This is a genomic window from Acinetobacter sp. HY1485 (genome assembly GCF_027568475.1).
Classification (GTDB): Bacteria; Pseudomonadota; Gammaproteobacteria; order Pseudomonadales; family Moraxellaceae; genus Acinetobacter.
Genome location: NZ_JANKZG010000003.1, coordinates 49,268 through 75,360, shown reverse-complemented (window position 1 = coordinate 75,360; position 26,093 = coordinate 49,268). Strand labels below are relative to the sequence as shown.

26 protein-coding genes are annotated in these 26,093 nt (G+C 37.2%); 12 read left to right on the top strand and 14 right to left on the bottom strand.

The window, feature by feature from the left end:
* Positions 1–36: 36 nt before the first annotated feature.
* The 4 genes from fis to PCI70_RS04105 all read right to left on the bottom strand — a co-directional run bounded on the left by fis (position 37) and on the right by PCI70_RS04105 (position 2,732).
* Positions 37–306 carry a DNA-binding transcriptional regulator Fis gene (fis, locus tag PCI70_RS04120; RefSeq protein WP_005014868.1) on the bottom strand — a complete coding sequence of 90 codons (270 nt, stop codon included), beginning with the start codon at positions 304–306 and terminating at the stop codon, positions 37–39.
* Between the two features lie 454 nt (positions 307–760).
* Positions 761–1,552, bottom strand: a complete 792-nt coding sequence (locus tag PCI70_RS04115) for an MJ0042-type zinc finger domain-containing protein (protein ID WP_269914093.1) — start codon at positions 1,550–1,552, stop codon at positions 761–763.
* Entirely contained in the window at positions 1,553–2,455 is a 903-nt protein-coding gene (gene prmA, locus PCI70_RS04110; protein ID WP_269914092.1) for a 50S ribosomal protein L11 methyltransferase, read from the bottom strand.
* 52 nt (positions 2,456–2,507) lie between these two features.
* Positions 2,508–2,732, bottom strand: coding sequence for a hypothetical protein (locus PCI70_RS04105; RefSeq protein WP_269914091.1), 225 nt, complete (start codon positions 2,730–2,732; stop codon positions 2,508–2,510).
* 366 nt (positions 2,733–3,098) lie between these two features.
* On the opposite strand from PCI70_RS04105, the gene ggt reads away from it, so the two are divergent.
* The gene (gene ggt, locus PCI70_RS04100) at positions 3,099–4,835 is read left to right on the top strand and encodes a gamma-glutamyltransferase (RefSeq protein ID WP_269914090.1); all 1,737 of its coding nucleotides are present in this window, start codon (positions 3,099–3,101) and stop codon (positions 4,833–4,835) included.
* On the opposite strand, the gene trmA is transcribed toward ggt, so the two are convergent.
* Entirely contained in the window at positions 4,832–5,917 is a 1,086-nt protein-coding gene (gene trmA, locus PCI70_RS04095) for a tRNA (uridine(54)-C5)-methyltransferase TrmA (protein WP_269914089.1), read from the bottom strand. The two genes, ggt and trmA, sit on opposite strands and share 4 nt — an antisense overlap.
* Positions 5,918–5,999: 82 nt before the next feature.
* Positions 6,000–7,493 (bottom strand): sodium/proline symporter PutP, encoded by a 1,494-nt coding sequence (putP, locus tag PCI70_RS04090; protein WP_269914088.1) that lies wholly within the window; start codon positions 7,491–7,493, stop codon positions 6,000–6,002.
* Positions 7,494–7,759: 266 nt separating this feature from the next.
* Here putP and aspA point away from each other — a divergent pair, with 266 nt between their 5' ends.
* Positions 7,760–9,205, top strand: coding sequence for an aspartate ammonia-lyase (aspA, locus tag PCI70_RS04085; RefSeq protein WP_269914087.1), 1,446 nt, complete (start codon positions 7,760–7,762; stop codon positions 9,203–9,205).
* Between the two features lie 33 nt (positions 9,206–9,238).
* On the opposite strand, the gene PCI70_RS04080 is transcribed toward aspA, so the two are convergent.
* Entirely contained in the window at positions 9,239–9,778 is a 540-nt protein-coding gene (locus PCI70_RS04080) for a hypothetical protein (RefSeq protein WP_269914086.1), read from the bottom strand.
* Positions 9,779–9,998: 220 nt separating this feature from the next.
* Between PCI70_RS04080 and PCI70_RS04075 the strand changes: the two genes are divergently transcribed.
* From PCI70_RS04075 to ispD, 5 genes are read left to right on the top strand one after another with little or no spacing between them, the layout of a single operon-like run.
* Positions 9,999–11,636 (top strand): CTP synthase, encoded by a 1,638-nt coding sequence (locus PCI70_RS04075; protein WP_269914085.1) that lies wholly within the window; start codon positions 9,999–10,001, stop codon positions 11,634–11,636.
* Positions 11,637–11,659: 23 nt separating this feature from the next.
* Positions 11,660–12,517 carry a 3-deoxy-8-phosphooctulonate synthase gene (gene kdsA, locus PCI70_RS04070; protein WP_269914084.1) on the top strand — a complete coding sequence of 286 codons (858 nt, stop codon included), beginning with the start codon at positions 11,660–11,662 and terminating at the stop codon, positions 12,515–12,517.
* Between the two features lie 36 nt (positions 12,518–12,553).
* Positions 12,554–13,843, top strand: coding sequence for a phosphopyruvate hydratase (gene eno / locus PCI70_RS04065; RefSeq protein WP_269914083.1), 1,290 nt, complete (start codon positions 12,554–12,556; stop codon positions 13,841–13,843).
* A 5-nt stretch (positions 13,844–13,848) separates the two neighbouring features.
* A complete protein-coding gene (locus PCI70_RS04060; RefSeq protein ID WP_269914082.1) occupies positions 13,849–14,247 on the top strand; it encodes a septum formation initiator family protein in 399 nt (132 codons plus the stop codon).
* On the top strand, positions 14,216–14,932 hold the full coding sequence (gene ispD, locus PCI70_RS04055; RefSeq protein WP_269914081.1) for a 2-C-methyl-D-erythritol 4-phosphate cytidylyltransferase: 717 nt from the start codon (positions 14,216–14,218) through the stop codon (positions 14,930–14,932). The genes PCI70_RS04060 and ispD overlap by 32 nt, the downstream gene beginning before the upstream one ends.
* Here ispD and PCI70_RS04050 read toward each other — a convergent pair.
* Positions 14,874–16,553, bottom strand: coding sequence for an ATP-binding cassette domain-containing protein (locus PCI70_RS04050; RefSeq protein WP_269914080.1), 1,680 nt, complete (start codon positions 16,551–16,553; stop codon positions 14,874–14,876). The two genes, ispD and PCI70_RS04050, sit on opposite strands and share 59 nt — an antisense overlap.
* A 96-nt stretch (positions 16,554–16,649) precedes the next feature.
* Here PCI70_RS04050 and PCI70_RS04045 point away from each other — a divergent pair, with 96 nt between their 5' ends.
* Positions 16,650–17,909 carry a D-amino acid dehydrogenase gene (locus PCI70_RS04045; RefSeq protein ID WP_269914079.1) on the top strand — a complete coding sequence of 420 codons (1,260 nt, stop codon included), beginning with the start codon at positions 16,650–16,652 and terminating at the stop codon, positions 17,907–17,909.
* 44 nt (positions 17,910–17,953) lie between these two features.
* On the top strand, positions 17,954–18,439 hold the full coding sequence (gene ispF / locus PCI70_RS04040) for a 2-C-methyl-D-erythritol 2,4-cyclodiphosphate synthase (RefSeq protein WP_269914078.1): 486 nt from the start codon (positions 17,954–17,956) through the stop codon (positions 18,437–18,439).
* Here ispF and PCI70_RS04035 read toward each other — a convergent pair.
* From PCI70_RS04035 to PCI70_RS04020, 4 genes are all read right to left on the bottom strand, one after another.
* On the bottom strand, positions 18,436–18,960 hold the full coding sequence (locus PCI70_RS04035) for a protein tyrosine phosphatase family protein (RefSeq protein ID WP_269914077.1): 525 nt from the start codon (positions 18,958–18,960) through the stop codon (positions 18,436–18,438). The two genes, ispF and PCI70_RS04035, sit on opposite strands and share 4 nt — an antisense overlap.
* Before the next feature lie 48 nt (positions 18,961–19,008).
* Entirely contained in the window at positions 19,009–20,097 is a 1,089-nt protein-coding gene (locus tag PCI70_RS04030) for a 3-deoxy-7-phosphoheptulonate synthase (RefSeq protein ID WP_269914076.1), read from the bottom strand.
* Positions 20,098–20,174: 77 nt separating this feature from the next.
* Positions 20,175–21,056 (bottom strand): sulfite exporter TauE/SafE family protein, encoded by an 882-nt coding sequence (locus PCI70_RS04025; protein WP_269914075.1) that lies wholly within the window; start codon positions 21,054–21,056, stop codon positions 20,175–20,177.
* Between the two features lie 162 nt (positions 21,057–21,218).
* On the bottom strand, positions 21,219–22,316 hold the full coding sequence (locus PCI70_RS04020; protein ID WP_269914074.1) for a glycerol dehydrogenase: 1,098 nt from the start codon (positions 22,314–22,316) through the stop codon (positions 21,219–21,221).
* Positions 22,317–22,559: 243 nt separating this feature from the next.
* Here PCI70_RS04020 and lpxB point away from each other — a divergent pair, with 243 nt between their 5' ends.
* The gene (gene lpxB, locus PCI70_RS04015) at positions 22,560–23,726 is read left to right on the top strand and encodes a lipid-A-disaccharide synthase (protein ID WP_269914073.1); all 1,167 of its coding nucleotides are present in this window, start codon (positions 22,560–22,562) and stop codon (positions 23,724–23,726) included.
* On the opposite strand, the gene PCI70_RS04010 is transcribed toward lpxB, so the two are convergent.
* Positions 23,710–24,570 (bottom strand): DUF2797 domain-containing protein, encoded by an 861-nt coding sequence (locus tag PCI70_RS04010; RefSeq protein WP_269914072.1) that lies wholly within the window; start codon positions 24,568–24,570, stop codon positions 23,710–23,712. The genes lpxB and PCI70_RS04010 overlap by 17 nt on opposite strands.
* Before the next feature lie 31 nt (positions 24,571–24,601).
* Here PCI70_RS04010 and PCI70_RS04005 point away from each other — a divergent pair, with 31 nt between their 5' ends.
* Entirely contained in the window at positions 24,602–25,018 is a 417-nt protein-coding gene (locus PCI70_RS04005) for a DUF6231 family protein (RefSeq protein WP_269914071.1), read from the top strand.
* Positions 25,019–25,040: 22 nt separating this feature from the next.
* Positions 25,041–25,631, top strand: coding sequence for a YidB family protein (locus PCI70_RS04000; protein WP_269914070.1), 591 nt, complete (start codon positions 25,041–25,043; stop codon positions 25,629–25,631).
* Positions 25,632–25,659: 28 nt separating this feature from the next.
* On the opposite strand, the gene PCI70_RS03995 is transcribed toward PCI70_RS04000, so the two are convergent.
* Entirely contained in the window at positions 25,660–26,073 is a 414-nt protein-coding gene (locus tag PCI70_RS03995; protein ID WP_269914069.1) for an HIT family protein, read from the bottom strand.
* Between the last annotated feature and the right edge of the window lie 20 nt (positions 26,074–26,093).

Here is a 26,093-nt window from a genome sequence, read left to right as displayed (position 1 = left end):
AAAAAAATGCCCATGAAGACATGGGCATTTTAGCATTTATTCGCTCATTAAACCGTGAGCTTTTAACTTTTTACGTAAAGTACCACGGTTGAGTCCTAGAATTTCAGCAGCGCGTGTTTGGTTGCCGCGTGTATATTCTAAAACAACAGATAGAAGAGGTTTCTCCATTTCTGCTAGCACCATGTCATATACTTGAGATGGTTGCTCGCCTTGAAGCGACGCAAAGTAGTGACGAACAGCGCGATCTACGTGGATACGAAGCGCTACATCAGATTGAGCAGTAAAAATAGGAGATTTGCTATTCATGCGTTTTAATCCGAAATTAATCTAAACCTAATCGGGTGGAAAAGGTTATGTTATAAAAGTTAAAAAAATACGCTCATTACTATAAGAACAAGGTATTAATAAAAGTAATCATAGCTTGCCACAATCATCTCAATTTGACTAAAAAATAAGCGTAACAATTATTTAAGATTTGTTACAGTCAAAAAATCAGAACAAAAAAACTGCCTTATGCACAATATTTTAAATAATGCACATCTTGCGAGTTATTTAGTTATGGAGTAAGTAAGAGATGTAAATATAGTCAAGCTTTAATGGGGCGTATAATAACATTGTCATCAAAAAAGTGAGTAAATTTGAGACGATTTTTTCCTAAATTTTATCGTTTTTTTAGATGATTGCTTTTATTTTGATCAGTTTTTTTATTTGTATATTTTTTAATAATATTTACTTGTCTAGCTAATTGCATAAAAATATTTTATTGAGAAGGGCGAACAAATAAAGCATGTGTTCTAAGTGAATGAAAATTATGATTTGACACAGGTAAGTCGATTCTAAAATCAAAATATTGATGTGGTTTTAATATTTTCTCTTGTCTAAAAAAATAAGGTAAATATTCTTGCGGTGTGTAGTAAAACACTTTCTGACGTGTTTTAGTTTTATTAAGCGTAAGTTCAATGATCGGCAGTGCACTATTATGAGCGTTATAATTAATCACACGTCCTGTGATTTTGGTTAAACGGGGATATTGCGACTCAATTTTCGTAATTTCAACTTCAACAGAGGGGGAATGTGATAGGGGTTTAAAGTGCGTCCATTCATTATTTAAAAAAGAAGCTAAAAATTGTGAACTTTTAGTTTGGTCTGCTTTATATATAATATAGTGAAATGTCATGAGTAAACATAAAACTAAACACGCTAAAATAAGAACAGATATGAGCCATTGCGGTGATTTATTAGATTTTTTAGGTTTATAAACCTGAGTCTTATATTGATTGAGTGGTTGAAAATAATGTTGATTATTTAAATAGGTTTGCAAATCTATATTTGAGTTAGCCGCTTTAGACTTAAAAATATCATCAACAGAGGTTTTACCTATACGTTTACTTTCAGATGCGTAAGAGGTTTGTTGTAAATCTAAATGATGATAAGCATTAAAAGAACATTTACATTTAGAACAAAGAACTTTGCCTTCAGCAACGCTTAAATGAATTGATGAAACTAAATAAAGCGTTTGGCACTGAGGGCAAATAGTTCTTATATTCTGCATTTATGCGTGGCGACGTCCTGAAATACGGCACCATGTTTCTTCGCGTTTTTCAATTTGCTCAACATCAAAAAATTTGTTGTATGTTGCGCATACATCTTCAACTTGTTCTTCAATCACACCTGCTAAAGCAAATTGTGCTTTAGGTTGAGTGAGTGTTGCAAATTCAGGTGCAAGTGTCATAAGTGGTCCCGCTAGAATATTTGCAACGAGAACATCAGCTTGTTGTGGCTTAAATTCAGCATTAAATTCTTCTGGTAAGCCCACCCATAAGCGATCTAAAACACCATTGAGTTCGGCATTTTGCTTAGTTGCTAAAACTGCCTGTGGGTCAATATCTGTGGCATATACTTTTTTAGCGCCAAGTAGCAAAGCAGCCACACCTAAAATACCCGAACCACAACCATAGTCGATTACAATTTTATCTTTAACATCTGTTGTACCTAGCCATTGCAAGCATAAAAAAGTACTTGCGTGATTACCTGTACCAAATGCTAACCCTGGGTCTAGTTTAAGGTTTACAGCACTTTCTTGCGGTGCAGGTAACCATTCGGGCACAATCCAAAAGTTATTACTAATTTGAATAGGCTCGTAATAATCCATCCATGAGCGTTCCCAGACTTGGTCTTCTAATATTTCAGAACGTATAGGGGTATCATCAGGAAGTTGCATTTTCGCAAAAGCAATTAACGCGTCTACATCAATAGGTTCTTGCTCATCTTCTTGGTAAATACCAGTGACAATCACTTTATTCCAAAGTGGTGTTTCACCAGGTAAAGGTTCAAGTAAGGCTTGGTCTTCTGCATCATCTAAAGTAACGCTAACAGCACCTAAAGATAAAAGTAGGGTTTCAGTAAAATCAACTTGAGGTTGATCAACAGTAATATGAATTTGTAACCACTTCACGCAAGTAACCTAATTGTTAAGAACAATCGTTATTGTAACGAAAAACAGGCAATTAATGAATGGTTTGCTCAATTCCCTCAAGTTCTTTGCGAGTAAAGCCACGTGACATCAGCACCCGCTTAATACCTTTAATCACATATTGGTTATGTGCAGATTGAAGCGCTTGAAGTAATTGATCGTTTGTTTTACAGACGCAGCTGTTTTCTACAGATGCAATATGGTTTTTATAGCTGTTATGCTCTGTGTGAGTGCCAAACAATTTTTGCCAAATACGCATAGATTATTCATTACAAGTAAACATAATTGCGAAATATAGAACAAAAAATGGAAATAACAAGCACCTAACGTAAAAAGTACATGCTTTATGTTGTATCAATCTTCAATCGAAAAAATAGATATGAAATAAAAACAGATAATTATTGATATTTTGTTTTAAATATTTTGAAACAATTTTTAAAATCAAGATATCAATATAACTTAAGATCAACAAAATGACTTATCAGATAAAGTGATGAATTTATGAATAAAAAATAAATTCACATTAAAATTCAATCAAATCAGATAGTTAATATAAATTAAGTATGAAATGGCTTAGTTATTGCCAATAACTTCAATAAGTTAGATTTTTAAGGATATTCAATTGATGAATATAAAGCGACTATTAAAATTAAGTTTGTGTTTACTGCCTTTAACAGTTTCTCCTGTTGTTTTTGCTTTAGATAACAGTGCATTAACCCGTTATGACTACGAAAATGATATTTTCCATCCAATCCATGCCACACATGGTATGGTCGCTTCTGAACAAGTACTTGCCACACAGGTAGGGCTAGATATTTTAAAACGTGGTGGTAATGCGATTGATGCTGCTGTGGGGGTGGGTTTTGCTTTAGCTGTGGTGTTACCTAATGCAGGAAACATAGGGGGTGGTGGCTTCATGGTGTTACATGATGCCAAAACTGGAAAAGACTTTACCTTAGATTTTCGTGAAATGGCACCACAAAAAGCGAGCCGTAATATGTACTTAGATGAAAAAGGAAATGTAATCCCTGATCAGTCTTTATATACGCATAATGCGGTTGGTGTACCGGGTACAGTTGCAGGTATGGAATATGCACTAAAAAAATGGGGTAGTTTGCCTCTTTCAGAAGTGATTAAGCCCTCAATTGATTTAGCTCAAAAAGGAATTCGTGTTAGCCCAGCGTTGGCTAAATTACTTGATGTAGAACAACAAAACTTAGCGAAGTGGGATAGTACAAAAGCAATTTTCTTTAAAAACAATACACCGTTAAAAGAAGGTGACTTATTGGTACAAAAAGATTTAGCAAAATCGTTAAAACTGATTGCAAAACATGGTAGTCAAGTATTTTACAACGGTGAAATTGGGCAAAAGATTGTGGCAGAAATGCAACATCATGGTGGCATAATGTCGGCAGAAGACTTAAAAAATTATAAAGCGATTGAACGACCACCAATTGTTGGCGATTATCGAGGGTATAAAATTGTGACCATGCCACCACCAAGCTCGGGTGGTGTTCATATTGTTCAAATTCTAAATATGCTTGAACACTATCCAATAAGTAGCTATGGGGTGAACAGTGCTCAATCTATCCATTATATGGCAGAAGCCATGAAATTGGCTTATGCAGACCGTTCTGAATATTTAGGTGATCCTGATTTTACGCATGTACCTGTTTCTGGGCTTACCTCTAAAAAATATGCAGATGAATTGGTTAAAATAATTTCACCTGATACAGCGCGTGCTTCTAGTACCATCAAGCCAAATAATCCAATGCCATACGAGAGTGATCAAACGACGCACTATTCTACTGTAGATCAGTATGGTAATGCTGTCGCCGTGACATATACGCTTAATTTCAATTTTGGTTCGGGTATTGTAGCAACAGGTACAGGTATTTTACTGAATGATGAAATGGATGATTTTTCATCTAAGCCGGGTGTGCCAAATGGGTTTGGCTTGATTGGTGGAGAAGCAAATGCAATTGGTGCAAAAAAACGTCCATTGTCTTCAATGTCGCCAACATTGGTACTTAAAGACAATAAGCCATGGTTAGTGACAGGTAGTCCGGGTGGGTCTCGTATTATTAGTGCTGTATTACAAACGATTGTAAATAGTATTGATTTTAAGATGAACCCTGCTGAAGCTGCGTCAACACCGCGTATCCATCATCAATGGTTGCCCGATGAATTACGTATTGAAAAAGGGATTAGTGCAGACACAGTGAATATACTTAAAAAACAAGGATACGACGTGAAACAAAAAGCAGTGATGGGACGTACGCAGACCATTCAAGTTTTACCTGATGGTTTTTATGGCTACTCTGATCCGCGTAATCCCGATGGTGCAACTCGAGGTTATTAAATTTTTTCGAGTAATATACCACTTTCCACATGGTGAGTATGTGGGAACTGATCAAACAGTGCAAAACGCGTGACTTTATGTGTTTTGCACAATGTTTGTAAGTTTTGTTCTAACGTATCAGGGTTACAAGAGATATAAATGATACGGTTAAAACCTTGTAAAAGTTTAAGCGTATCATCGTCAATACCCGCGCGTGGTGGATCGACAAATACTGTATCAAAGTTGTAGCTTTGCATATCAATATTGGCTTCTTGTAAACGACGGAACTCACGCTCACCTTGATAAGCTTGTGTAAATTCTTCCGCTGCTAAACGTGCAATTTCAATATTTTGAATATTATTTTTTTGAATATTCCATTGCGCCGTATAAACAGAAGATTTTGCAAGCTCTGTTGCAAGCACACGTTTAAACTTTGTTGCAAGTGGAAGGGTAAAGTTTCCATTACCACAATATAGTTCAAGTAGGTGATGGTTATCATTGCCGACAACATCACATGCCCATTGCAACATTTTTTGGCAAACCACAGCATTAGGTTGTGTAAAGCCATTTTCAATTTGCTTATACGTAAATACGTGACCATCTACTGTAAATTGTTCTAAAACAAAATCATCGCTTAAAACAAGTTTTTGCCCACGGCTACGCCCAATAATTTTAATATTAAGCGTTTGTGCAAGTTTTTTTGCTTCCGTTTCCCATTGCTCATCAAGCTTGCGGTGGTAAATTAAACTCACTAGCATCTCGCCATGGGTTGAAGCTAAAAAATCAACTTCAAATAAACGGTGGTGTAAGCATTTGGTTTGTTTAAGTGCATCTAACAAGCGTGGCATTAAATCGTTAATGCTTTGCGTTGCGATAGGAAAGGTGTCTACCCGTACAACCTGTTTTTCTTGGCTTTGTGCATCACGTTCAAACATGGCATAAAACATATCATCATCCGTATGCCAAATACGAAACTCGGCGCGCATTCTAAAATGCTGTTCGGGAGAGTCAAACACTTCAAGTTGTGGTACTTGAAACGATTTAAACTGCTCGGTGATACGTTCAACTTTTGCTTGTAATTGTTGCTGATAGCTTAAGGTCATAGCAGAATAGAGGTTGAAAAAAACAGGCGGCAATCTTAACAAACAACGTTGCAAGATGCGAAGCCTGTTTTAAATAAAAGCATTAGTGGGGTGTTTTATAAATATTTTCAGCAGTATGATAACGTTCTAATACGTCCTTTTGTGGTGTTTTGCCTAAAAGACTTACAACAATAATAGTGATCGTTGCAAATACAAAACCGGGTAAAATTTCGTAGATACCCAAATGACCGAGTAGATTTTTCCATAAAATAACAGTGACTGCACCTACAAGCATGCCACTTACAGCACCGTTTAATGTCATGCGCTTCCATACTAAGGATAAAATAATAAGTGGACCAAATGCAGCACCAAAACCTGCCCACGCATAAGACACCAAACCCAATACTTTACTTTCAGGATTACTTGCAAGCCAAATCGCAAAGACCGAAATAGCAAGCACCATCAAGCGTCCAACCCACACCAATTCTTTTTGTGAAGCATTTTTGCGTAAGAATGCTTTATAAAAATCCTCGGTTAGTGTGCTTGAACAGACTAAAAGCTGACAACTGAGCGTACTCATTACGGCAGCCAAAATACCTGCTAAAACAATCCCTGCAATCCACGGATTAAACAAAATTTTAGTGAGTTCCATAAAAATTACTTCAGGGTTGGCTTGCACGCCGTGTGCTAAGTTTGGATTGGCTTGAAAAAATGCAATACCAAAAAAGCCTGCCCCTAAAGCACCACCTAAACATAAAATCATCCATGCCATGCCAATACGGCGCGCAGCAGGAATTGATTTAACAGAATCTGCCGCCATAAATCGGACTAAAATATGTGGTTGTCCAAAATAGCCTAAGCCCCAAGCCAATGATGAAATAATCGCAACGCCTGTAACATTAGAAAAAAGGTCAAAGGCATGTGGTCTGGCAGTTTCAATGAGTTGTGTAAATTGGTGACCATCTTCTGTAATAGCAAGATAGGTAAAAATTGGTGTCAGTAACAGTGCAAAAAGCATCATGGCGGCTTGGAAAGTATCTGTCCAACTAATGGCTAAAAATCCACCTACACATACATAACTAATCGTGGCAATTGCACTAAGCCATAGCGCAACGGTGTAATCCATATGAAAAATACTTTCAAAAAGACGGGCACCTGCCACCATGCCTGAAGCACAGTAGATCGAAAAGAAAATGAGAATAATTAAAGCAGAACTAATACGTAGCACTTTCTTATGGTCATTAAAACGATTGGTAAAATAATCAGGCAAAGTGAGCGCATTATTTTGGATTTCAGTATGTACACGTAGACGCCCTGCAACAAATAGCCAATTGAGCCATGCGCCAATGGTCAGTCCAATGGCTACCCACGCTTCACATAAGCCTGAAGTATAAATAGCACCAGGTAAACCCATAAGTAGCCAACCACTCATATCAGATGCACCTGCAGACAGTGCCGTAACAAAACTGCCTAAGCTTCGTCCTCCTAAAATGTAGTCAGAAAAATTAGTGGTGGCTTTGTATGCATAAAAACCAATACCCACCATGGCACAAATGTAAAGTACAAATGTGATAACTGTTGGATTTGTAAAGTTCATGAGCGAAAAATTAGGAAAAGTTATATGTAGATTAATTGTTAATTTGTGCAAAAAAAAGTAAATTTTAGTCGCATACAATAATTTGAGTTGCTTTTAAAAGTAAGCATAAAGAACTACGGTCACAACTAAGATCCATCAAATAGATGAAGACAACAAATAGTCATAAAAAAAGTGTCTATTCGAACAGCAGTTAAACAAGAATGATCTTCTTAAAGATTACAAAATCCGTTAATGTCACAGCCTACAAATTGCTTGTCAGGAAAAACATGGAAACGCTTCAAGCTGTACGTACCGAAAAAGATTTATTGGGCGTAAAAGAAGTCCCTACCGAAAGTTATTATGGTATTCATACCTTACGTGCATTAGAAAATTTCAATATTTCAACATTAACTGTTGGTCAGCAACCCCATTTTATACGTGCACTTGCACAAGTTAAAAAAGCATCTGCACAAGCAAACTTAAAATTTAACAAAATTACGCCACAAATGAGCGAAACTATTCAACGTTCATGTGATCTACTAATTCAACATCCCGAAAATTGGGCGCATGCTTTTCCTTTAGATGTCTATCAAGGTGGCGCAGGTACATCTATTAACATGAATACCAACGAAGTGATTGCAAATATCTCACTAGAGATGTTGGGTTATCACAAAGGTCAGTATGATGTTGTTCATCCCAATGACCATGTCAATAAATCACAATCTACTAATGATGTGTATCCAACGGCATTACGTTTGGCAACATACAGCGGTTTAGATGGTTTATTTGAACAAATGAACTTGCTTATTGCATCACTTGAGCAAAAAGCACTTGAGTTTAAAACCGTGATTAAAATGGGGCGTACACAGTTACAAGATGCTGTGCCGATGACACTTGGTCAAGAGTTTCATGCTTTTGCAACATTGTTAAAAGAAGATGTGCGCCTAATTGAAAAAACACGTACTTTATTATTAGAAATTAATTTAGGTGCAACAGCAATTGGTACGGGTGTTAATACAGCGCAAGGTTATGCAAAAACTGTAACACAGTGTTTAAAAGAAATTACGGGCTTAAAGTTACAACCAAGCGAAGATTATGTAGAGGCAACCAGTGATTGTGGTGTATTTATCATTTTATCAAGTGCGCTTAAACGTTTAGCTGTTAAGTTATCTAAAATTAGTAATGATTTGCGTTTGTTAAGTTCAGGACCGCGTGCAGGGTTAGCAGAAATTCGCCTGCCAGAAATGCAAGCAGGGTCATCTATTATGCCTGCAAAAGTTAACCCTGTTATTCCTGAAGTAGTAAACCAAATTGCATTTAAAGTGATTGGAAATGATTTAACCATTACTTTTGGTGCAGAAGCAGGGCAATTACAGCTCAATGCAATGGAACCTGTGATTGCTTATTCAATGCATGAATCAATCAGTTTGTTAACGCAAGCGGTACGTACTTTAGATGAAAAATGTATTCAAGGTATTAAAGCCAACGAACAAGCATGTTTTGATTCTGTGATGCGTAGTGTGGGCGTAGTGACATTGCTTGACCCAATTTTAGGGCATTCTTTATGTGACGATATTGGTAAACAATGTATTGCAGAAAATAAAACCATTCCTGAGGTGGTATTAGAGCGTGGTTTGCTAACACAAGAGCAGCTTGATGAGATTTTTAAATTTGAAAATTTAGTATCTGAAATTGTAATTGTGCCTGATGAAGAAGTGATCCAAGTGAGTTAAGAAAAAAACCAGCAGAAATGCTGGTTTTTTTATTTATAGCGCAGGTTTAGCGGCTGCCATTGCTGCTGCAACAGCATCATCTTGCGTTAAGTTAGCTGATGAGCGTTTTGGCTTTTCTACTTTAGGTGTATCTGCAACTGTTGTAGCAACAGGCTCTACATGTGGTTTGGGTGCATCGTTATTTGCATGTGGCTTTTTATACTCACGACGAATCTCTGTGGTGGTGTTTTCAGTCGCTTCACGCTGAACTTCCACATTATTATCTTGAGTAGGTGCAACTGCTTTAGGCTCACTATGGCGTGGTTTAGAGAAGTGGGGACGTGGTGGTGTAGTATCATCAGCCATGACCATCTCTGAGTGCTGAGGTTCCGATGTTGCCATTGGAGGTGGTGTACTTGGTACAGGGGTAGACGCAACTGGAGCAGGTTGGTTAAGTGGGTGCATAGGTGCTTCACTTGGATTTTGCTCAGTCGTGTTGTCCGCTGTTTTTGGTTCTTCTTGTTTAGAACATGCAGTCAGGTACAATCCTGCTACAACAAGCACACTTGATATAAGAACTTTTTTATTCATCATTGTGTAATTTAAGTGAGTGAAGATGGCACTATTATAACAAGAAACGCAAGATTGCAAATGTTCAGATGTCTCATTCAATTTGTTAAAATTTGGTGATAGAATGCACAACTGTTTATTGTTGTGTGAATACATGCTGAATGACTTTGCTTTATAGGGGCAGAGTAAAGTAAAATTGCCCAGCATTGCATGCCGATTTAGGCTTGATTGTACGAGAACCCGAATGACCCATTTTATTTTCGTTACTGGTGGTGTTGTATCATCATTAGGTAAAGGTATTTCAGCTGCTTCTGTTGCTGCACTATTAGAAGCTCGTGGTTTAAAAGTAACCATGGTTAAAATGGATCCATACATCAATGTCGATCCAGGGACAATGAGCCCGTTTCAACATGGTGAAGTCTTTGTAACAGAAGATGGTGCCGAAACAGATTTAGACTTAGGTTACTACGAGCGTTTCTTACGCCGTGCAAAAATGACCAAGCTAAACAACTTCACAAGTGGTCGTGTATACCAAGACGTTTTAAACAAAGAACGCCGTGGTGACTACTTAGGTGGCACTGTTCAAGTGATCCCTCATATTACAGATAACATTAAAGAACGTGTTCTTCGTGCAGGCGAAGGCTATGATGTTGCTATTGTTGAAATTGGCGGTACAGTGGGTGATATCGAATCACTTCCATTTATGGAATCTGTACGTCAATTAATGGTTGAGTTAGGTCATAAACGTAGTATGTTAATGCACTTAACATTATTGCCTTATATCCGTTCTGCAGCTGAGTTAAAAACAAAGCCAACACAACATTCTGTAAAAGAACTTCTTTCTATTGGTATTCAACCAGACATCTTAATTTGCCGTACCGAGCATGATGTTGATGCTGAAACACGCCGTAAAATTGCATTATTTACCAATGTAGAAGCGCGTGCCGTAGTGGTATGTAAAGATGCAAAAACTATTTACGAAATTCCACGTAAGTTCTCAGAACAAAATGTAGATGACGTGATTTGTGAGCGTTTTGGTTATACAGATTTACCAGAAGCTGATCTTTCAGATTGGGACGATGTGTGTGAAGCATTATTCAACCCAGAGTACACAGTACGTGTTGCGATGGTGGGTAAATATGTCGAATTGCCAGATGCTTATAAATCTGTTAACGAAGCGTTATTACATGCAGGTATTCAAAACCGCGTTAAAGTACAAATTGACTATGTAGATGCAGAAAAACTAGAAAGCCAAGATGTGGCAGAAGTGCTTGCAGATGCAAACGCAATTTTAGTTCCGGGTGGATTTGGTGAGCGCGGTACTGAAGGAAAAATGAAAGCTATTCGTTACGCACGCGAAAACAAAGTACCATTTTTAGGTATTTGTTTAGGCATGCAGTTGGCTGTAATTGAGTACGCACGTAACGTTGCAGGTATGGCAGAAGCATCTTCTACCGAATTTAACCGTTCAACTAAATATCCATTGATTGGTTTAATTACTGAATGGTTAGACGAACGTGGTGAATTGCAACAGCGTAATACTGAGTCTGATCTTGGTGGAACAATGCGTTTAGGTGCTCAAAAATCTGAATTGGTTGAAGGTACAAAAACACGTCAGGTGTATGGTAAAGCAGAAATCACAGAGCGCCATCGTCATCGTTACGAAATGAACGACCGCTTTATTGAGCCATTAAAAGAAGCGGGCATGCTTGTGTCTGGTTATTCTTCTGTACAACATCTTGTAGAAACAGTTGAAATTCCAGCGCATCCGTGGTTTATTGCTGTACAGTTCCACCCAGAATTTACAAGCTCACCACGCGATGGTCACCCATTGTTTGCAAGCTTTATTGATGCGGCAAAAGCACAATACTCAAGCAAATAATTATAGTAGGGAAAATAGTTTAAATGTCACAATTAAAACCTCAAGAAATTGTACGTTTAGGTGATATACAAATGGCAAATCATTTGCCATTTGTATTATTCGGCGGCATGAATGTACTTGAATCTAAAGACCTTGCTTTCGAAATCGCAGAAACTTATATCGAAATTTGTAAGCGTTTAGACATTCCGTATGTCTTTAAAGCAAGTTTTGATAAAGCAAACCGTTCAAGCCTACATTCATTTCGTGGACCTGGTTTGGAAAAAGGGGTGAAATGGTTAGGTGAGCTGAAAAAACACCTCAATGTACCGATTATTACAGATGTACATGAACCATTTCAGGCAGAAGCGGTTGCAGAAGTTGCAGATATTGTACAGTTACCTGCATTTTTAAGCCGTCAGACAGATTTAGTTGAAGCAATTGCTAAAACAGACGCCATTATTAATATTAAAAAAGCGCAATTCTTATCTCCTCGTGAGATGAGTCATATCATTAACAAGTGTCTAGAAGCAGGAAACGATAAACTCATTTTATGTGAGCGTGGTTCTGCATTTGGTTACAATAATCTTGTTGTGGATATGCTTGGTTTTGACATTATGAAGGAAATGAATGTTCCTGTTTTCTTTGATGTTACCCACGCATTGCAAACACCAGGAGGGCGTGAGGATTCTGCAGGTGGGCGTCGTGCGCAAATTGCGACACTTGCACGTGCAGGCATGGCAACAGGATTAGCAGGATTGTTCTTAGAAGCGCATCCAAATCCAGATATTGCAAAATGTGATGGTCCATGTGCTTTACGTTTATCACAACTTGAACCGTTTTTGGCACAGTTAAAAGAATTGGATACGCTTGTAAAAGGATTTAAAAAACTAAACACAAACTAATGCAAAGAATGCATTAATAAAACAGAGGAATTGTTCATGAGCCAAATCGTTGACATTCGCGCACGCGAGATTTTAGATTCTCGTGGTAATCCAACTATTGAAGCAGATGTTATTTTAGCATCTGGTGTGGTGGGGCGTTCTTGTGCACCATCTGGTGCTTCTACGGGTTCTCGTGAAGCATTAGAACTGCGTGATGGGGATCAATCACGTTACTTAGGTAAAGGTGTACTCAAAGCGGTTGAACATGTAAATACGGATATCCGTAATTTACTTGTGGGCAAAGATGTTTTTGATCAAAAAGGACTAGATGATGCAATGATTGCATTTGATAGTACTGAAAATAAATCAAAACTTGGGGCAAATGCGACTTTGGCAGTTTCTTTAGCAGCAGCACGTGCAGCAGCTGAAGAGCAGAAAATTCCTCTGTACCAATATATTGCGAACTTACGTGGACAAAAAATATTGTCTATGCCTGTTCCAATGATGAATATCATCAATGGTGGTGCACACGCAGATAACACTGTTGATATTCAAGAGTTTATGATTGAGCCTGTTGGTTTTACCTCTTTTGCAGAAAGTTTACGTGCAGGGGCTGAAACATTCCACGCACTTAAATCTGTATTAAAGAAAAAAGGCTTGAACACAGCAGTAGGTGATGAAGGTGGTTTTGCACCAAACTTACGCTCAAACGAAGAAGCTATTACTGTAATTTTGGAAGCGATTGGACAAACAGGCTATAAAGCAGGTTCGGACATTATGCTTGCATTAGACTGCGCATCATCAGAATTTTATAAAGATGGTCAGTACATTTTGGCAGGTGAAGGCAATAAAGCATTCACAAGCAACCAATTTGCAGACTACCTAGCAGGACTTGCAAACCAATATCCAATTATTTCAATTGAAGATGGTTTAGATGAGTCTGATTGGGAAGGTTGGTCTTATTTAACCTCTATTTTAGGGGACAAAATCCAATTGGTTGGTGATGATTTATTCGTAACGAATCCTAAAATATTACAACGTGGTATTAATGAGCATGTGGGTAACTCAATCTTAATTAAATATAATCAGATTGGTACGCTGACAGAAACATTAGATGCAATTTATCTTGCTAAAGAAAATGGCTATACCACTGTAATTTCACATCGTTCTGGCGAAACAGAAGATTCAACAATTGCAGATTTAGCAGTAGGCACAGCGGCAGGACAAATTAAAACAGGTTCACTTAGCCGTTCAGACCGTATTGCAAAATATAACCAACTTCTACGTATTGAAGAAGTAACAAAAGCGGTTTACCGTGGTCGTGCAGAGTTTAAAGGTCTGAAATAAGTCAAATGGTTACGTTCTTTAAAGATGTCTTTAACTCGTTTTCTAGCTGGTGTATTGCAATCTTGGCAATTTGCTTAATTGCAGGATTTCAATACATGTATTGGTTTGGTGAGGGGGGGTATTTTGACCATCAGCACCTTATGCAACAAATCCAAGACCAAGCAGAAACGAACCAAGACTTAAAAGAACGTAACCGTATTTTGGGCGCAGAAGTTTATGATTTAAAAAATGGTGCAGAAGCTGTAGAAGAGCATGCACGATTAGATTTAGGCTTAATCAAACCACACGAAACATTTGTACAAATGAGTACATTGACCACACCACAATACCAAGAAACCTATGTTGACCCATTAGGTGGTGATAAAAGAAATAATGAAGATGAAGACAGTCCAGACTTCCACTAAATTATGGGCAATTGTGCCTGCAGCAGGATCGGGCAGTCGATTTTCTAAAACAGACTTAAAACAGTACCAAACAATTAATGATGTCACGGTTTTACAGCATAGTGTAGAACGTTTATTTGCATTGCCTTTGCAGGGTTGTGTGCTTGCCGTGAATGCACAAGATACAGTTATTCAAACTATTCCATTCAAACAAAAAGAAAAGATACATTTATGCGAAGGTGGACAAGAAAGAGTTCACTCAGTACTTAATGCATTAACTTATTTACTTCAAATTGCCCATCCCAATGATTATGTATTGGTACATGATGCTGCACGCCCTTGTGTTGGCATGGAGCAATTAAATGATTTATACAATACAGCCATAACGCAATCAATCAGCGCAATTTTAGCAACCCCTGTAAGAGATACACTTAAACAAGTATTAGATGCACCAAACATTACAAAAACAGTAGACCGTACGGCGTTGTGGCAAGCACAAACCCCACAGATTGCACCAATTGGCTTACTTAAAACAGCGATTGAACAAGCACTAAAATTTGATATTGCAATTACAGACGAAGCCAGTGCTTTAGAATACGCAGAACACCCTGTACGTGTGGTTGCAGGTCGTGCTGATAATATTAAAATTACTTATCCTGAAGATTTGGTATTGGCTCAACTAATTTTGCAGGCACAAGGGTATTAAAATCTAAAATTTCGTCGGCAAACTGCATATAACTTGCTGAGTGGGTAATTAAAATAAGCGTAGGCACTTGTTGTTTTATATAGTTAAACACCTCTTGCCCCGTTTTTGCATCGAGCGCTGATGTTGGTTCATCTAAAATTAAAACTTGCGGTTTTTTTAATAAAGCACGAATAATATTTAATCGTTGGCGCTCTCCACCTGAGAGCTTTCTAATAATGGTATTAATGTCGCTATCTAAATTGAGTTGATGATTATTTAAAGTATTTTCTAAAGAAAAAATATTTAAGTACTGATGAAGCTGATCATCTGTATAACAATGTAGTGAGTTATAAATTAAGTTTTCACGTAGTGTGCCATTATATAAAACACTATTTTGTCCTACAAATGCAATTTCACTAAAAATATGCGCCGAAAATTGTGCTGTAATATCAAGATTTTTATAATAAATTTTCCCTGCTTGTAATTTTTTTAGACCAACTAAATAATTAATAAAAGTAGTTTTACCAATTCCCGTTTTACCCACAATTGCATACACTTTGTTTTGTAAAAAAGTAAAATTAAAATGAGAAATTATATTTTTGCCAAGTTCAAATGTAGCATCTTGAAACACATAAGTTGTGGGACTATTTTGTAAATTTTCTGTTGAAAAATGGTCTTTTGGTAAATCAAAGTATTTTACAAGTTGTTTTAGATGAAAAAAGTGCTGACTAATACGCGTCGTTTGTTGAGAAAGCATCAAAAATGGCGTGGTGAGCATGCCTACATAAGAAATAATCAAGATAAAGTCGCCTATGGTAATTTGGTTTTGTTTGAATAAATAGGCAGAGCAAAGTAAAAAACTAGTTAAAAATAGAAAAATAATACAGACTTGCAGCACCATAAATAGACCAATTTTAAAATCGCTTTGAGCCGTTGTTTTTAAAAAGCGAAAAGCAGATTGTCTAAAGCGCTGATTTTCAAAATTGACCGTATGATTGACTTTAATGTCATAAAAATTTTGAACTTTTTCTAAAAACAGACTGTTTTGTTCTTTATGTGCTTGTTTGATAGGTTCAAAATATTTTTCACTTGAGGCATTAATTTTTTTAGATAGCCAAAATGTAAGTAGTGCAAAACCTAAAAAAGCGAATGCATAATAAATATTGATATTGTGAGCTAAATAAAAAGTGATAAAAACAAGTTGAAACAATGTAGGAAGTAAAATAAATATAAAGGTAGAGTTAAGTTGTGAAAAAGCGGAACTTGCTTGGTTACTATCTGAGATGAAATGGGCACTGTCGATTTGATCTAATTCGGATTTTTGACACTGTAAGAAATTCTCCAAACTATGTACTTTTAAAGCAGTGCTTAAATTATTATTTAATATAGAAGATCCAATTCGTTCTACCCATTCTAAAAATTGATAGACCAACCACATCATACAATAAATAAGAATAAGTAAAAAAATAGAGCTATGTGAGGTCGCACTATCAACGATTTGTTTAAGAAAAAAAGGAAGCGAGGTACTTGCAAGTGCCGTTAACGCGACGATGACAATTAAGCTAAATGCACGTAAATATAGTTTTTGATCAAATTGATGTGCAATTTCCCACATATTCTTATAAACCTGATATGCCTTCATCTTTTATCCCTCGCTATTTTTGTACGTATTTTAAACATAAATATCGGCATATATCTTGCTACATTGGTATAAAGTGCAAATAAAAAGGACAGAATAATGCATATTGTAGTGTTGGGTGCAGGTGTAATCGGAACAACCACAGCCTATTATTTATCTCAAGCAGGTTACGAAGTTACTGTTATTGAGCGACAAAAGGACGTTGCACTTGAAACCAGCTTTGCTAATGCAGGGCAAATCTCTCCGGGCTATGCTTCACCTTGGGCAGCTCCCGGTATTCCATTAAAAGCATTTAAGTGGTTGTTTCAGCATCACTCGCCTTTATCTATACGTTTAACAGGTGAGATGTATCAATATCATTGGATGGTACGGATGTTGGCAGAATGTAATACAAACCGCTATAAAATTAATAAAGAACGGATGGTGCGATTATCTGAATATAGTCGAGATTGTATTGATTTATTACGGCAAGAAACAGGTATTCATTTTGATGAGCGTCAACTTGGTACATTACAATTGTTTAGAACACAACAACAACTTGATGCCGCACAAAAAGATACAGCAGTTTTAGATCAAGAAAATGTACCGTATGAACTATTAGATAAAACAGGCGTACTACAGATTGAACCTGCACTCAAAGATGCAACGGCTGATTTTGTAGGTGGTTTAAGATTACCTCATGATGAAACAGGTGATTGTCAGAAATTTACAACTCATTTAGCCAAAATTGCACAAAAACAGGGCGTAAACTTTATTTTTGAGGCACAAATAAAGACCATTAAGTATGCTCAAGACAAAATTATTGGTATTGAACTACAAAATAAAGAAATGATAAAAGGTGATGTATATGTGATGGCATTAGGGAGTTATAGCCATGAAATGCTCAAACAAATTGGTATATTTGCGCCTGTCTATCCATTAAAAGGTTATTCAATTACAACGCCTATTTTACGCCCTGAGTGTTCACCTGTATCCACAATTTTAGATGAAACATATAAAATTGCTTTAACACGATTTGATGATCGAATTCGGGTAGGGGGTATGGCAGAACTTAATGGGTTTGACCATTCACTTAAATCTGAACGAGAAGAAACACTCACAATGGTATTGCAACAACTCTTTCCAAAAGCCAGTGATTTAACAGAGCTTAATTTTTGGACAGGGCTACGTCCTGCGACACCTGATGGTACACCTATTGTGGGAAAAACACGTTACCAAAATCTATTTTTAAATACAGGGCATGGCACATTGGGTTGGACAATGGCATGTGGTTCTGCACAATATTTAACAGATATTATTGCCAAACAAACTCCTAAAATTAGTACCGAAGGTTTGGATATTTTTAGGTATGCCAGTTAATCTGCGTTTATACTTTGTAAATTGAAAAAATAATGGAGTAGGGTGTGATTACCGACATTCGCATTGGACAAGGTTTAGATGTACACGCATTTGAAGAAGGGACTTTTGTTACCTTAGCAGGCGTAAAAATTCCACATACACAGGGCTTAAAAGCACATTCAGATGGTGACGTTATCTTACATGCATTAAGTGATGCTTTACTAGGAACATTAGGTTTAGGCGATATTGGGCAACATTTTCCTGATACGGATGAACGTTTTAAAGGCGCAGACAGTAAAGTACTTTTAAAGCATGTGTACGATATGATTACTGCGCGTGGTTATGTACTGGCAAATGCAGATATGACGGTTGCTTGTGAGCGCCCTAAGTTGGCAAAACATAACCTAACGATGCGCCAAAGTGTTGCAGAAGCCTTAGATGTGAATGTAGACCAAATTAGTATTAAAGCCACAACAACAGAAGCACTTGGTTTTACAGGTCGCCAAGAGGGAATCTTAGCGACAGCCACTGTATTGGTGATAAAAGCTTAAACAAAATGTTGGGTTTGGAATAGAGCCTGTTCTAGTTCACGCGTGGCTTTACGTCCTTTGAGTAGTAAATCTACGCTATGAATAAGTCCTGTCCAAGTATCATTAGGTGTCCAAACTTGGTGTAATAGATGTTGAGCAGTGGCGATGTCCATATCCATATAATACTGACGATATAAATACATCAAAGCACTAACACGATGGTTTTTAACACAATGTACCCAAACTTGATGGTCTTTCACTAGAAAATCAATCGTATCTAGAACAAACAGCGCTTGTTCTGCATCGGGTAAATCCCAACAAATCGGCAGTTGAATATAGTTAAGCCCTATATCCAAACACATTTTATCTTCGTTATGCAGATGATTAGGTGCATCTGTAAGTGCTAAATTGATAACAGTATTGATGCCATATTCTTTGATTTTTTTGAGCTGTACGGCATTAAGTTGTCCCGACGTAAATAAACGTTCGTGAATATACTGAAAGTTTTGCGTTTGGCAGAGGGCTTGTTGTAAATGACTCATAAAAATTAATCACATAAAAAACGCCATCAGAGATGGCGCGTCTAAACATTAACGGTTTGGCAAGATGTCTTTGAGTGTTTCGTGCATTTCAAGTAATACTTTTTCAGTCGTATCCCAATCAATACAACCATCAGTAACCGATTGTCCGTATTCAAGGTCACATAGGTTAGTTGGAATATCTTGACGTCCACCTTTAAGATGACTTTCAACCATCAAACCAACAATAGATTTGTTGCCATCTAAAATTTGCTCAGTCACATTTTTAAGAACAAGCGGTTGTAGGTATGGGTCTTTGTTTGAATTGGCGTGACTTGCATCAATCATAATTTTTTGGCTAACTTTGGCGCGTGCTAAAGCATCTTCTGCTTGTGCAACAGAGGTTGCATCGTAATTAGGCTTACCGTTACCACCGCGTAATACAACATGCGCGTAAGGGTTACCTTTGGTACGAATAATAGCAACTTGTCCTTGGTCATTTAAGCCTAAGAAGTTATGCCCGTGTTTAACGGCTTGCATGGCATTGGTGGCAACCGTTAACCCACCATCTGTACCATTTTTAAAGCCAACAGGTGAAGATAAACCTGATGACATTTCACGGTGTGTTTGACTTTCTGTGGTACGTGCACCAATTGCAGACCAAGAGATTAAGTCTTGTAAATACTGTGGTGAATTAGGGTCTAGTGCTTCAGTAGCGCACGGTAAGCCTTTTTCATTGAGTTCTAATAAAAGCTGACGCCCTAGGTGTAAACCTTTTTCGATATCAAATGAGTCATCCATATCAGGATCGTTAATTAAACCTTTCCAACCTACGGTTGTGCGTGGCTTTTCAAAATAAACACGCATCACTAAAAATAAAGTGTCTTTTACTTTTTCGCTGAGTACTTTTAAACGATCTGCATATTCATGTGCTGCTTTGGGGTCATGAATAGAGCAAGGACCAATCACTACAAATAAGCGTTTGTCTTCACCATCTAAAATTTTACGAACCGTTTCACGCCCTTTAGATACGCTTTGATAAGCAACATCTGAAAGTGGAAGCGCCGTTTTAAGCTCGGCAGGTGTAATTAAAGGGTGCATACTGCTGATATTAATATCATCAATATCATCATTTGAACTATTAGAGTGTATTGTATTCATCGCCGTCACTGATCGTTTATTAAAAATATACCATACTGTTTACATGGTTATATTAACGCTAATGGATTAAAAGTCCATTAGACCAAAGGACTTTTTGTTGTTTGAGTTTGAATTTGTAGAGCAGTTTGTGGTGGTGGCTTTGGTTTTTCTTTAGTTGGATGCAAAATAAAGTTCAGTCCAAGTAAAAATAAAGTAATTCCCAAAATTTTACGGATCAGTTTCTCAGGCATTTTAGAGCTGATGAGAGTGCCAACTACAATGGCAGGAATAGAACCGACCAACAACCAACCTAAAATATGAAAATTTACGTTACCTGAGCTCATATGTGCTAAGCCTGCAACAAACGTTAAGCAAACTGCATGCACAACATCAGAACCAATAATACGGATCATTGGCATTTTAGGGAAAAGTAGTATGAGTGCCATAACACCAAAAGCACCTGCACCCACAGAGGAAAGGGTAACAAAAATACCCAAAACCAAACCCATTAATACAATAAAGAATTTTTTCTGATGGACTAAATTTTCAGGTTCAATGTCATTTTCGTGCTGTTTGCGAAGCTTATTAAAAAATTGCTCGATCTGAGTTCTAAATATAATTGAAATCCCTGTAAGTGTAAGCATAAAGCCTAACACCATCGTCAGTACAGATTTATATTCGGTAGATTGGCTAAGATAATGTTCAAGTACCCAATGCGTAGCAAAAGAAGCAGGGATACTGCCAATAGAGAGCCAAATTACAATAGACCAGACCACATTTAATTTTTTTGCATGAACCAACGAGCCACAAAATTTGGAAATAGAGGCATAGATCAGGTCTGTACCGATTGCAATATGCGGTTCAATTTTAAATATGCCAATAAGCATAGGTGTCATGAGCGAACCACCGCCCACGCCTGTAATGCCGACGCAAAATCCAACAAGCACCCCTGCTAATATAAATTGAATGGCTTCCATCATTGTTATCTTGCCAATATCTAAGATAGTTCATATGTTAGTTTTTTTTGGAATAAGTGGCTGTCTGTATAAGTGATTTACTTATTCTTTGGATTAAAAAGCAAATGATAATTATTTACATTAACGTGTGTTAAAAATAGGTGAATGAATCACCTATTTTGAGCTTTATTTATAACGATGTGCGAGGGCATTGGCTGCCACAATAGCATTATAAACATCATCTACTGAAACTTTGCGTGGCATGTTACCCATGGTATCACCCTCTGCACAGGCAATTTCAGCAACCTTACGCCATTTTTGGGCTTCAAAAGTTTGTAATCCTAAATCTTCTAAAGTTAAAGGTAGTTTGGCAGTTTTAATGATATGAATGACATCTTCAATCTCTTGTTGAGGTGCATTTTCTAAAACCAATTGTGTAAGTAAGCCAAAAGTGACTTTTTCGCCGTGTTGTGCCTTGTGCAAATCTGTAATAACAGACATGCCATTATTGACAGCATGTGCTGCTGCAAGTCCGCCTGCTTCTGCACCTACGCCACTTAGATAAATTGTTGCTTCCAAAATAGTTTCTAACGCGGGTGTTACGACTTTATTTTCTACGGCATCCATGGCTTGTGCTACATTATCTTTTAATAAGGTATAACACATATGTGCTAAGCCCAAACCTGTACGTGATGGTTTTTGTAAGACAAGGTTAATGCCATCTGCGTTGTAACACGCACGCGCTTCAAAGTAGGTTGCAAGTGCATCACCAATGCCTGCACTAAAAAAGCGAATAGGGGCTTGCGCAATCACATGGCTATCCACAATTACAGCATCTGGGTTTTGAGGTAAAAATAAATAACGTTCAAATTCCCCTTGTTCGTTATAAATCACAGAAAGGGCAGTACATGGTGCATCTGTAGAGGCAATCGTTGGGCAAATAATCACAGGTTCTTTTTTATAAAACGCCGTTGATTTTGCAGTATCCAACGTTTTACCGCCACCAATCCCTACAATTACATTTACATGGTGTGTACTTGCAAGGTCTTTTAAGCGATGGATTTCTTTTTCTGTACATTCACCAGAAAAGACTTCTAATACACTGTCAATTTTGGCTTGTTGAAGTGCAGGAATAACCTCTGTTTTTACTTTCTCTTCAAAAAAAGCATCGTAAATAATCAGGGCTTTAGAGCCAAAATCCTGAATATATTGCCCCAAATTGTTGAATAGTCCGTTGCCAATAATAAATTTTTTAGGCGATGTTACTGTTCTTGCTGTTGGCATATTTTTTCCTTAAACATTTTTATAATCCAACTGCATATTTGTTTGCACATGCTCTATATAAAGATGAGCGTGCATTCTTTATACAGTTGTATCTATTATAAAGTATTGTTCTAGCTAATGCTATGTTATTGATTGTTAAAAGAAAAATTTGATTTTTAATCAATTTAACTTATTGTTTATATTGTATTTTTTCTGATGATTTGCATTTATAATAGACTTTATTTTGTCAGTAGGAAGGTGCTTGTGCAGAACAAAACACTAAGAATAGGAATTGTGGTGGGCGAAGTTTCTGGAGATACTTTAGGCGCATCGCTTATTCGTGAGTTTAAGGCACAGGGCATTGATGTGGAGTTTGAAGGTATTGGTGGTCCTCAAATGCAGGCTGAGGGTTTTCAGAGCTTTTATTCGATGGAAACATTAGCCGTAATGGGTATTGTAGAAGTTTTAAAAGATATTAAACAGTTGTTTGCTGTGCGTGATGGTTTGGTTGACCGTTGGACGCAAAACCCTATTGATATTTTTATTGGGATTGATGCGCCTGATTTCAATTTACGTTTATCCAAAAAAATAAGACAACAACAACTACCGATTAAAACGGTTCAGTATGTAAGTCCATCTGTATGGGCATGGCGACAAAAACGTGTTTTTGGAATTAAACAAAGTATTGATTTAGTGATGTGCTTATTTCCATTTGAAAAAGTATTTTATGAGCAATACCAAGTACCTGCGATTTTTGTAGGGCATCCTTTAGCAAAACAACTTCCTTTAGAAAATGATACGTCTCAAGCTAAACAGGATTTGGGATTAAATAAACATCAAAAGTACATTGCATTGTTACCTGGTAGTCGCCGTGGAGAAGTTGAACGTTTAGCACCTTTGGTATTTGAAGCAGGACAAATTTTGAGTCGTACCCATACCGAGTATCAGTTTTTAGTCCCTGCAATTAATGCACAGCGTAAAACACAAATTGAAAATATCTTACAAAATTATGATGTTGCATTTCAAAACCGTGTTCAAATTTTAGAAAATTCAGCGTCTAATATTGGGCGTATAGTGATGTTGGCAAGTGATATTGTAGCATTGGCATCGGGTACTGCCACCTTAGAAGCGATGCTTTTACATAAACCAATGGTCACTTTTTATAAGCTACATTGGCTGACGTATCTATTAGTTAAATGGATGATTAAAATTCCATATTATTCTTTACCTAATATTATTGCAGGTAAAAAAGTAATTGAAGAACTTGTACAAAAAGAGGCAACACCAGAACAGCTTGCTGTGCAAATTGAACGTTTGATGAATGAAAACACATCAAAAATTCAGATGATGCAACATTTAACGATGCATAAACAGCTTATTTCTGGTGATACACAAGATCCCGTACAAGCGCTGCTTAAGCTCTTAAAATAATATCGTACCCTGTATATTTGCGCATATTAATCACGCCTGTATCTAAAATAAGATATTGCCCCTTAATGCCTTGCAAGGTACCTTCTACAAGTGGGGTTTTATCTAAATTATGTGATTTAATTTTAGTTGGATATTCAAGTACAGGATAAATAAATTCTTTGACGCGTTCTTGTTCAAGTACAGAAATAGTCTCGCTATTGGCATTAAATTCTTGGCGAATTTTCTCAATTTTAGGGGCGAACTGTGTAAGTAAGTCATCTCTAATTTGAATAAGATCTAAAGGTTCGGCAGTACCTTTGAGTAATGCACGCCAATTGGTTTTATCTGCAATTAATTCACCAAACATCACTTCAAGCTGTCCTGATAGACGGCGCGAACCTACTTGCATAATTGGAAGTGCTTGTGATGCGCCTTGATCTAGCCAGCGTGTTGGCATTTGGCTAATGCGTGTAATGCCTACTTTTAAGGCGCTTGAGTTTGCCAAATAAACAATATGTGGTTGAAAGCAGACCCGCTGTGCAAAATCTTCTTCTCGGCATGTGCCTAAATGATGATGACATGTTTCGGGTTTCATAATACATAAGTCGCATTCTGCTTTGGTTTTAAAGCATTTAAAGCAATGACCTTGCGCATATGATTTTGGGGTTTGAGTACCACAAGCGGTACAAATAATTTGCCCTGTCCATTCAATTTGGATTTTTTCACCTAGAGAAAATGGAAAATCCACTTTAGACTTGTCTAGAATAAACGTGTAAGACACATCTGCCTGTTCGGTTTGGTGTTCTGTGATACGTTGATCAACAAGATCGGCATGCATTTTATGGCAAATGCCTTGTAGTTCCATATTATCTCTCGCTAGGAAAAAGGTGCAGTTTATGGTTTATCAACATGTTGTTCGTGACATGCTCAACGATTTATTAGAAGAGCAACCGCAATCTGCACTGTATATTGCTCAGAATAGTGAGCATTTTGATGGCTTAGATGGCGACTATGTTAACGTATCTATGTTGTTAAGTCTGCCTTTTACACAGCGTTATGATGTGGCTTGCATGGTATGTGGTCATGAAATTGATTTGCATAGCGTGGTAAGGTTGAGAGACTTATTTGCTAAAGCAGTGATTGTGGTGTGTCATTCAGGAGAGCAATTACGTTCACTTGGTTTTACACAGGTGGTACATCAACAAGAGATGCAAGTTTGGCAGTTTAATATTTTAACGTATAAACATGTGCCTGATTGGTTTAATGCTAAATTTTGGGCAAATCCGCAAAATTGGGATAAATTTCGTTGGTAACTTAATTATAGAGGTTTAAATTATGACAGATTTAACAAATATTGTAGAAGCATTAGCAAAACAAGCATTAGGTGGCTCGCAAAACTCACAAGGTGGTTTGGGGGGGATGTTAGGTTCTGTTTTGGGGCAACTTGGTCAAAACCAAAATCAACAATCAAATAACAGTGGTTTAGGTGGTATGTTGGGTAGTGTAGTAGGCTCTGTGTTGGGTGGTAATAATAACAATACAACAAGTGGTGGTGCGCAATCTTTATTAGTAGCGGTTGTGCCTTTAATTTTATCTTGGATTCAACAGCAAGGTGGTTTACAAGCTGCTTTAGATAAGTTGCGTGGTGCAGGTCTAACAAATCAGGTACAAAGTTGGGTAGACCCAGAACAAGCAAACAGTGAAAAAGTGTCTACAGACCATATGGAAGGGTTGTTTAACGAACAAGATGTGCAACAAGTTGCTGATCAGACACAATCTACAACACAAGCAGTTTATGGTGCAATTTCAAGTGTTCTGCCACAAATTGTAGATGCATTAACACCTAAAGGCGAAGATTCAAGTCATCAAGAAGCAAATGCAGATATTCAAAAAGTATTGGGTATGGTGTCTAGTTTCTTAAAATAAAAAAAGGGCAGTAATTGCCCTCTTTAAATTAGAGTGCTTGTTTGATTTTTTCAGCAAGCGCTTTTATTTTATCTTGATCGCCCATTTGCGCTGCATGTTGGCGCATGTCATGAATTGAACTAGGCACTAAATGAAAATGCACATGAGGAACAGTTTGTCCTGCTGCCTCACCAGAGAGTTGCATGAGTACAATGCCTTTAGTATCTAATGCTTTTTCAATAGCACGGGCAACCTTTTGTACAATTTGAATGGTATATGCCGCATCATCCGCAGGTAAATCTAAAAGTGTGGTGGCAGGTACTTTTGGAATGACCAATGTATGTCCATCGGCTTGAGGCATAATATCCATAAATGCCAATGTGCGTTCATCTTCGTATACTTTAATTGCAGGAATTTCACCACGAAGAATTTTTGCAAAAATATTTTGATTATCGTAAGTCATATCCATAACTCAAAAAAAGA

Excerpts from the sequence above, each read along its gene's own strand:
- fis (WP_005014868.1), bottom strand. The coding sequence starts at position 306 with ATGAATAGCAAATCTCCTATTTTTACTGCTCAATCTGATGTAGCGCTT.
- PCI70_RS04115 (WP_269914093.1), bottom strand. The coding sequence starts at position 1,552 with ATGCAGAATATAAGAACTATTTGCCCTCAGTGCCAAACGCTTTATTTA.
- PCI70_RS04105 (WP_269914091.1), bottom strand. The coding sequence starts at position 2,732 with ATGCGTATTTGGCAAAAATTGTTTGGCACTCACACAGAGCATAACAGC.
- ggt (WP_269914090.1), top strand. The coding sequence starts at position 3,099 with ATGAATATAAAGCGACTATTAAAATTAAGTTTGTGTTTACTGCCTTTA.
- trmA (WP_269914089.1), bottom strand. The coding sequence starts at position 5,917 with ATGACCTTAAGCTATCAGCAACAATTACAAGCAAAAGTTGAACGTATC.
- putP (WP_269914088.1), bottom strand. The coding sequence starts at position 7,493 with ATGAACTTTACAAATCCAACAGTTATCACATTTGTACTTTACATTTGT.
- aspA (WP_269914087.1), top strand. The coding sequence starts at position 7,760 with ATGGAAACGCTTCAAGCTGTACGTACCGAAAAAGATTTATTGGGCGTA.
- PCI70_RS04080 (WP_269914086.1), bottom strand. The coding sequence starts at position 9,778 with ATGATGAATAAAAAAGTTCTTATATCAAGTGTGCTTGTTGTAGCAGGA.
- PCI70_RS04075 (WP_269914085.1), top strand. The coding sequence starts at position 9,999 with ATGACCCATTTTATTTTCGTTACTGGTGGTGTTGTATCATCATTAGGT.
- kdsA (WP_269914084.1), top strand. The coding sequence starts at position 11,660 with ATGTCACAATTAAAACCTCAAGAAATTGTACGTTTAGGTGATATACAA.
- eno (WP_269914083.1), top strand. The coding sequence starts at position 12,554 with ATGAGCCAAATCGTTGACATTCGCGCACGCGAGATTTTAGATTCTCGT.
- PCI70_RS04060 (WP_269914082.1), top strand. The coding sequence starts at position 13,849 with ATGGTTACGTTCTTTAAAGATGTCTTTAACTCGTTTTCTAGCTGGTGT.
- ispD (WP_269914081.1), top strand. The coding sequence starts at position 14,216 with ATGAAGATGAAGACAGTCCAGACTTCCACTAAATTATGGGCAATTGTG.
- PCI70_RS04050 (WP_269914080.1), bottom strand. The coding sequence starts at position 16,553 with ATGAAGGCATATCAGGTTTATAAGAATATGTGGGAAATTGCACATCAA.
- PCI70_RS04045 (WP_269914079.1), top strand. The coding sequence starts at position 16,650 with ATGCATATTGTAGTGTTGGGTGCAGGTGTAATCGGAACAACCACAGCC.
- PCI70_RS04035 (WP_269914077.1), bottom strand. The coding sequence starts at position 18,960 with ATGAGTCATTTACAACAAGCCCTCTGCCAAACGCAAAACTTTCAGTAT.
- PCI70_RS04030 (WP_269914076.1), bottom strand. The coding sequence starts at position 20,097 with ATGAATACAATACACTCTAATAGTTCAAATGATGATATTGATGATATT.
- PCI70_RS04025 (WP_269914075.1), bottom strand. The coding sequence starts at position 21,056 with ATGATGGAAGCCATTCAATTTATATTAGCAGGGGTGCTTGTTGGATTT.
- PCI70_RS04020 (WP_269914074.1), bottom strand. The coding sequence starts at position 22,316 with ATGCCAACAGCAAGAACAGTAACATCGCCTAAAAAATTTATTATTGGC.
- PCI70_RS04010 (WP_269914072.1), bottom strand. The coding sequence starts at position 24,570 with ATGGAACTACAAGGCATTTGCCATAAAATGCATGCCGATCTTGTTGAT.
- PCI70_RS04005 (WP_269914071.1), top strand. The coding sequence starts at position 24,602 with ATGGTTTATCAACATGTTGTTCGTGACATGCTCAACGATTTATTAGAA.
- PCI70_RS04000 (WP_269914070.1), top strand. The coding sequence starts at position 25,041 with ATGACAGATTTAACAAATATTGTAGAAGCATTAGCAAAACAAGCATTA.
- PCI70_RS03995 (WP_269914069.1), bottom strand. The coding sequence starts at position 26,073 with ATGACTTACGATAATCAAAATATTTTTGCAAAAATTCTTCGTGGTGAA.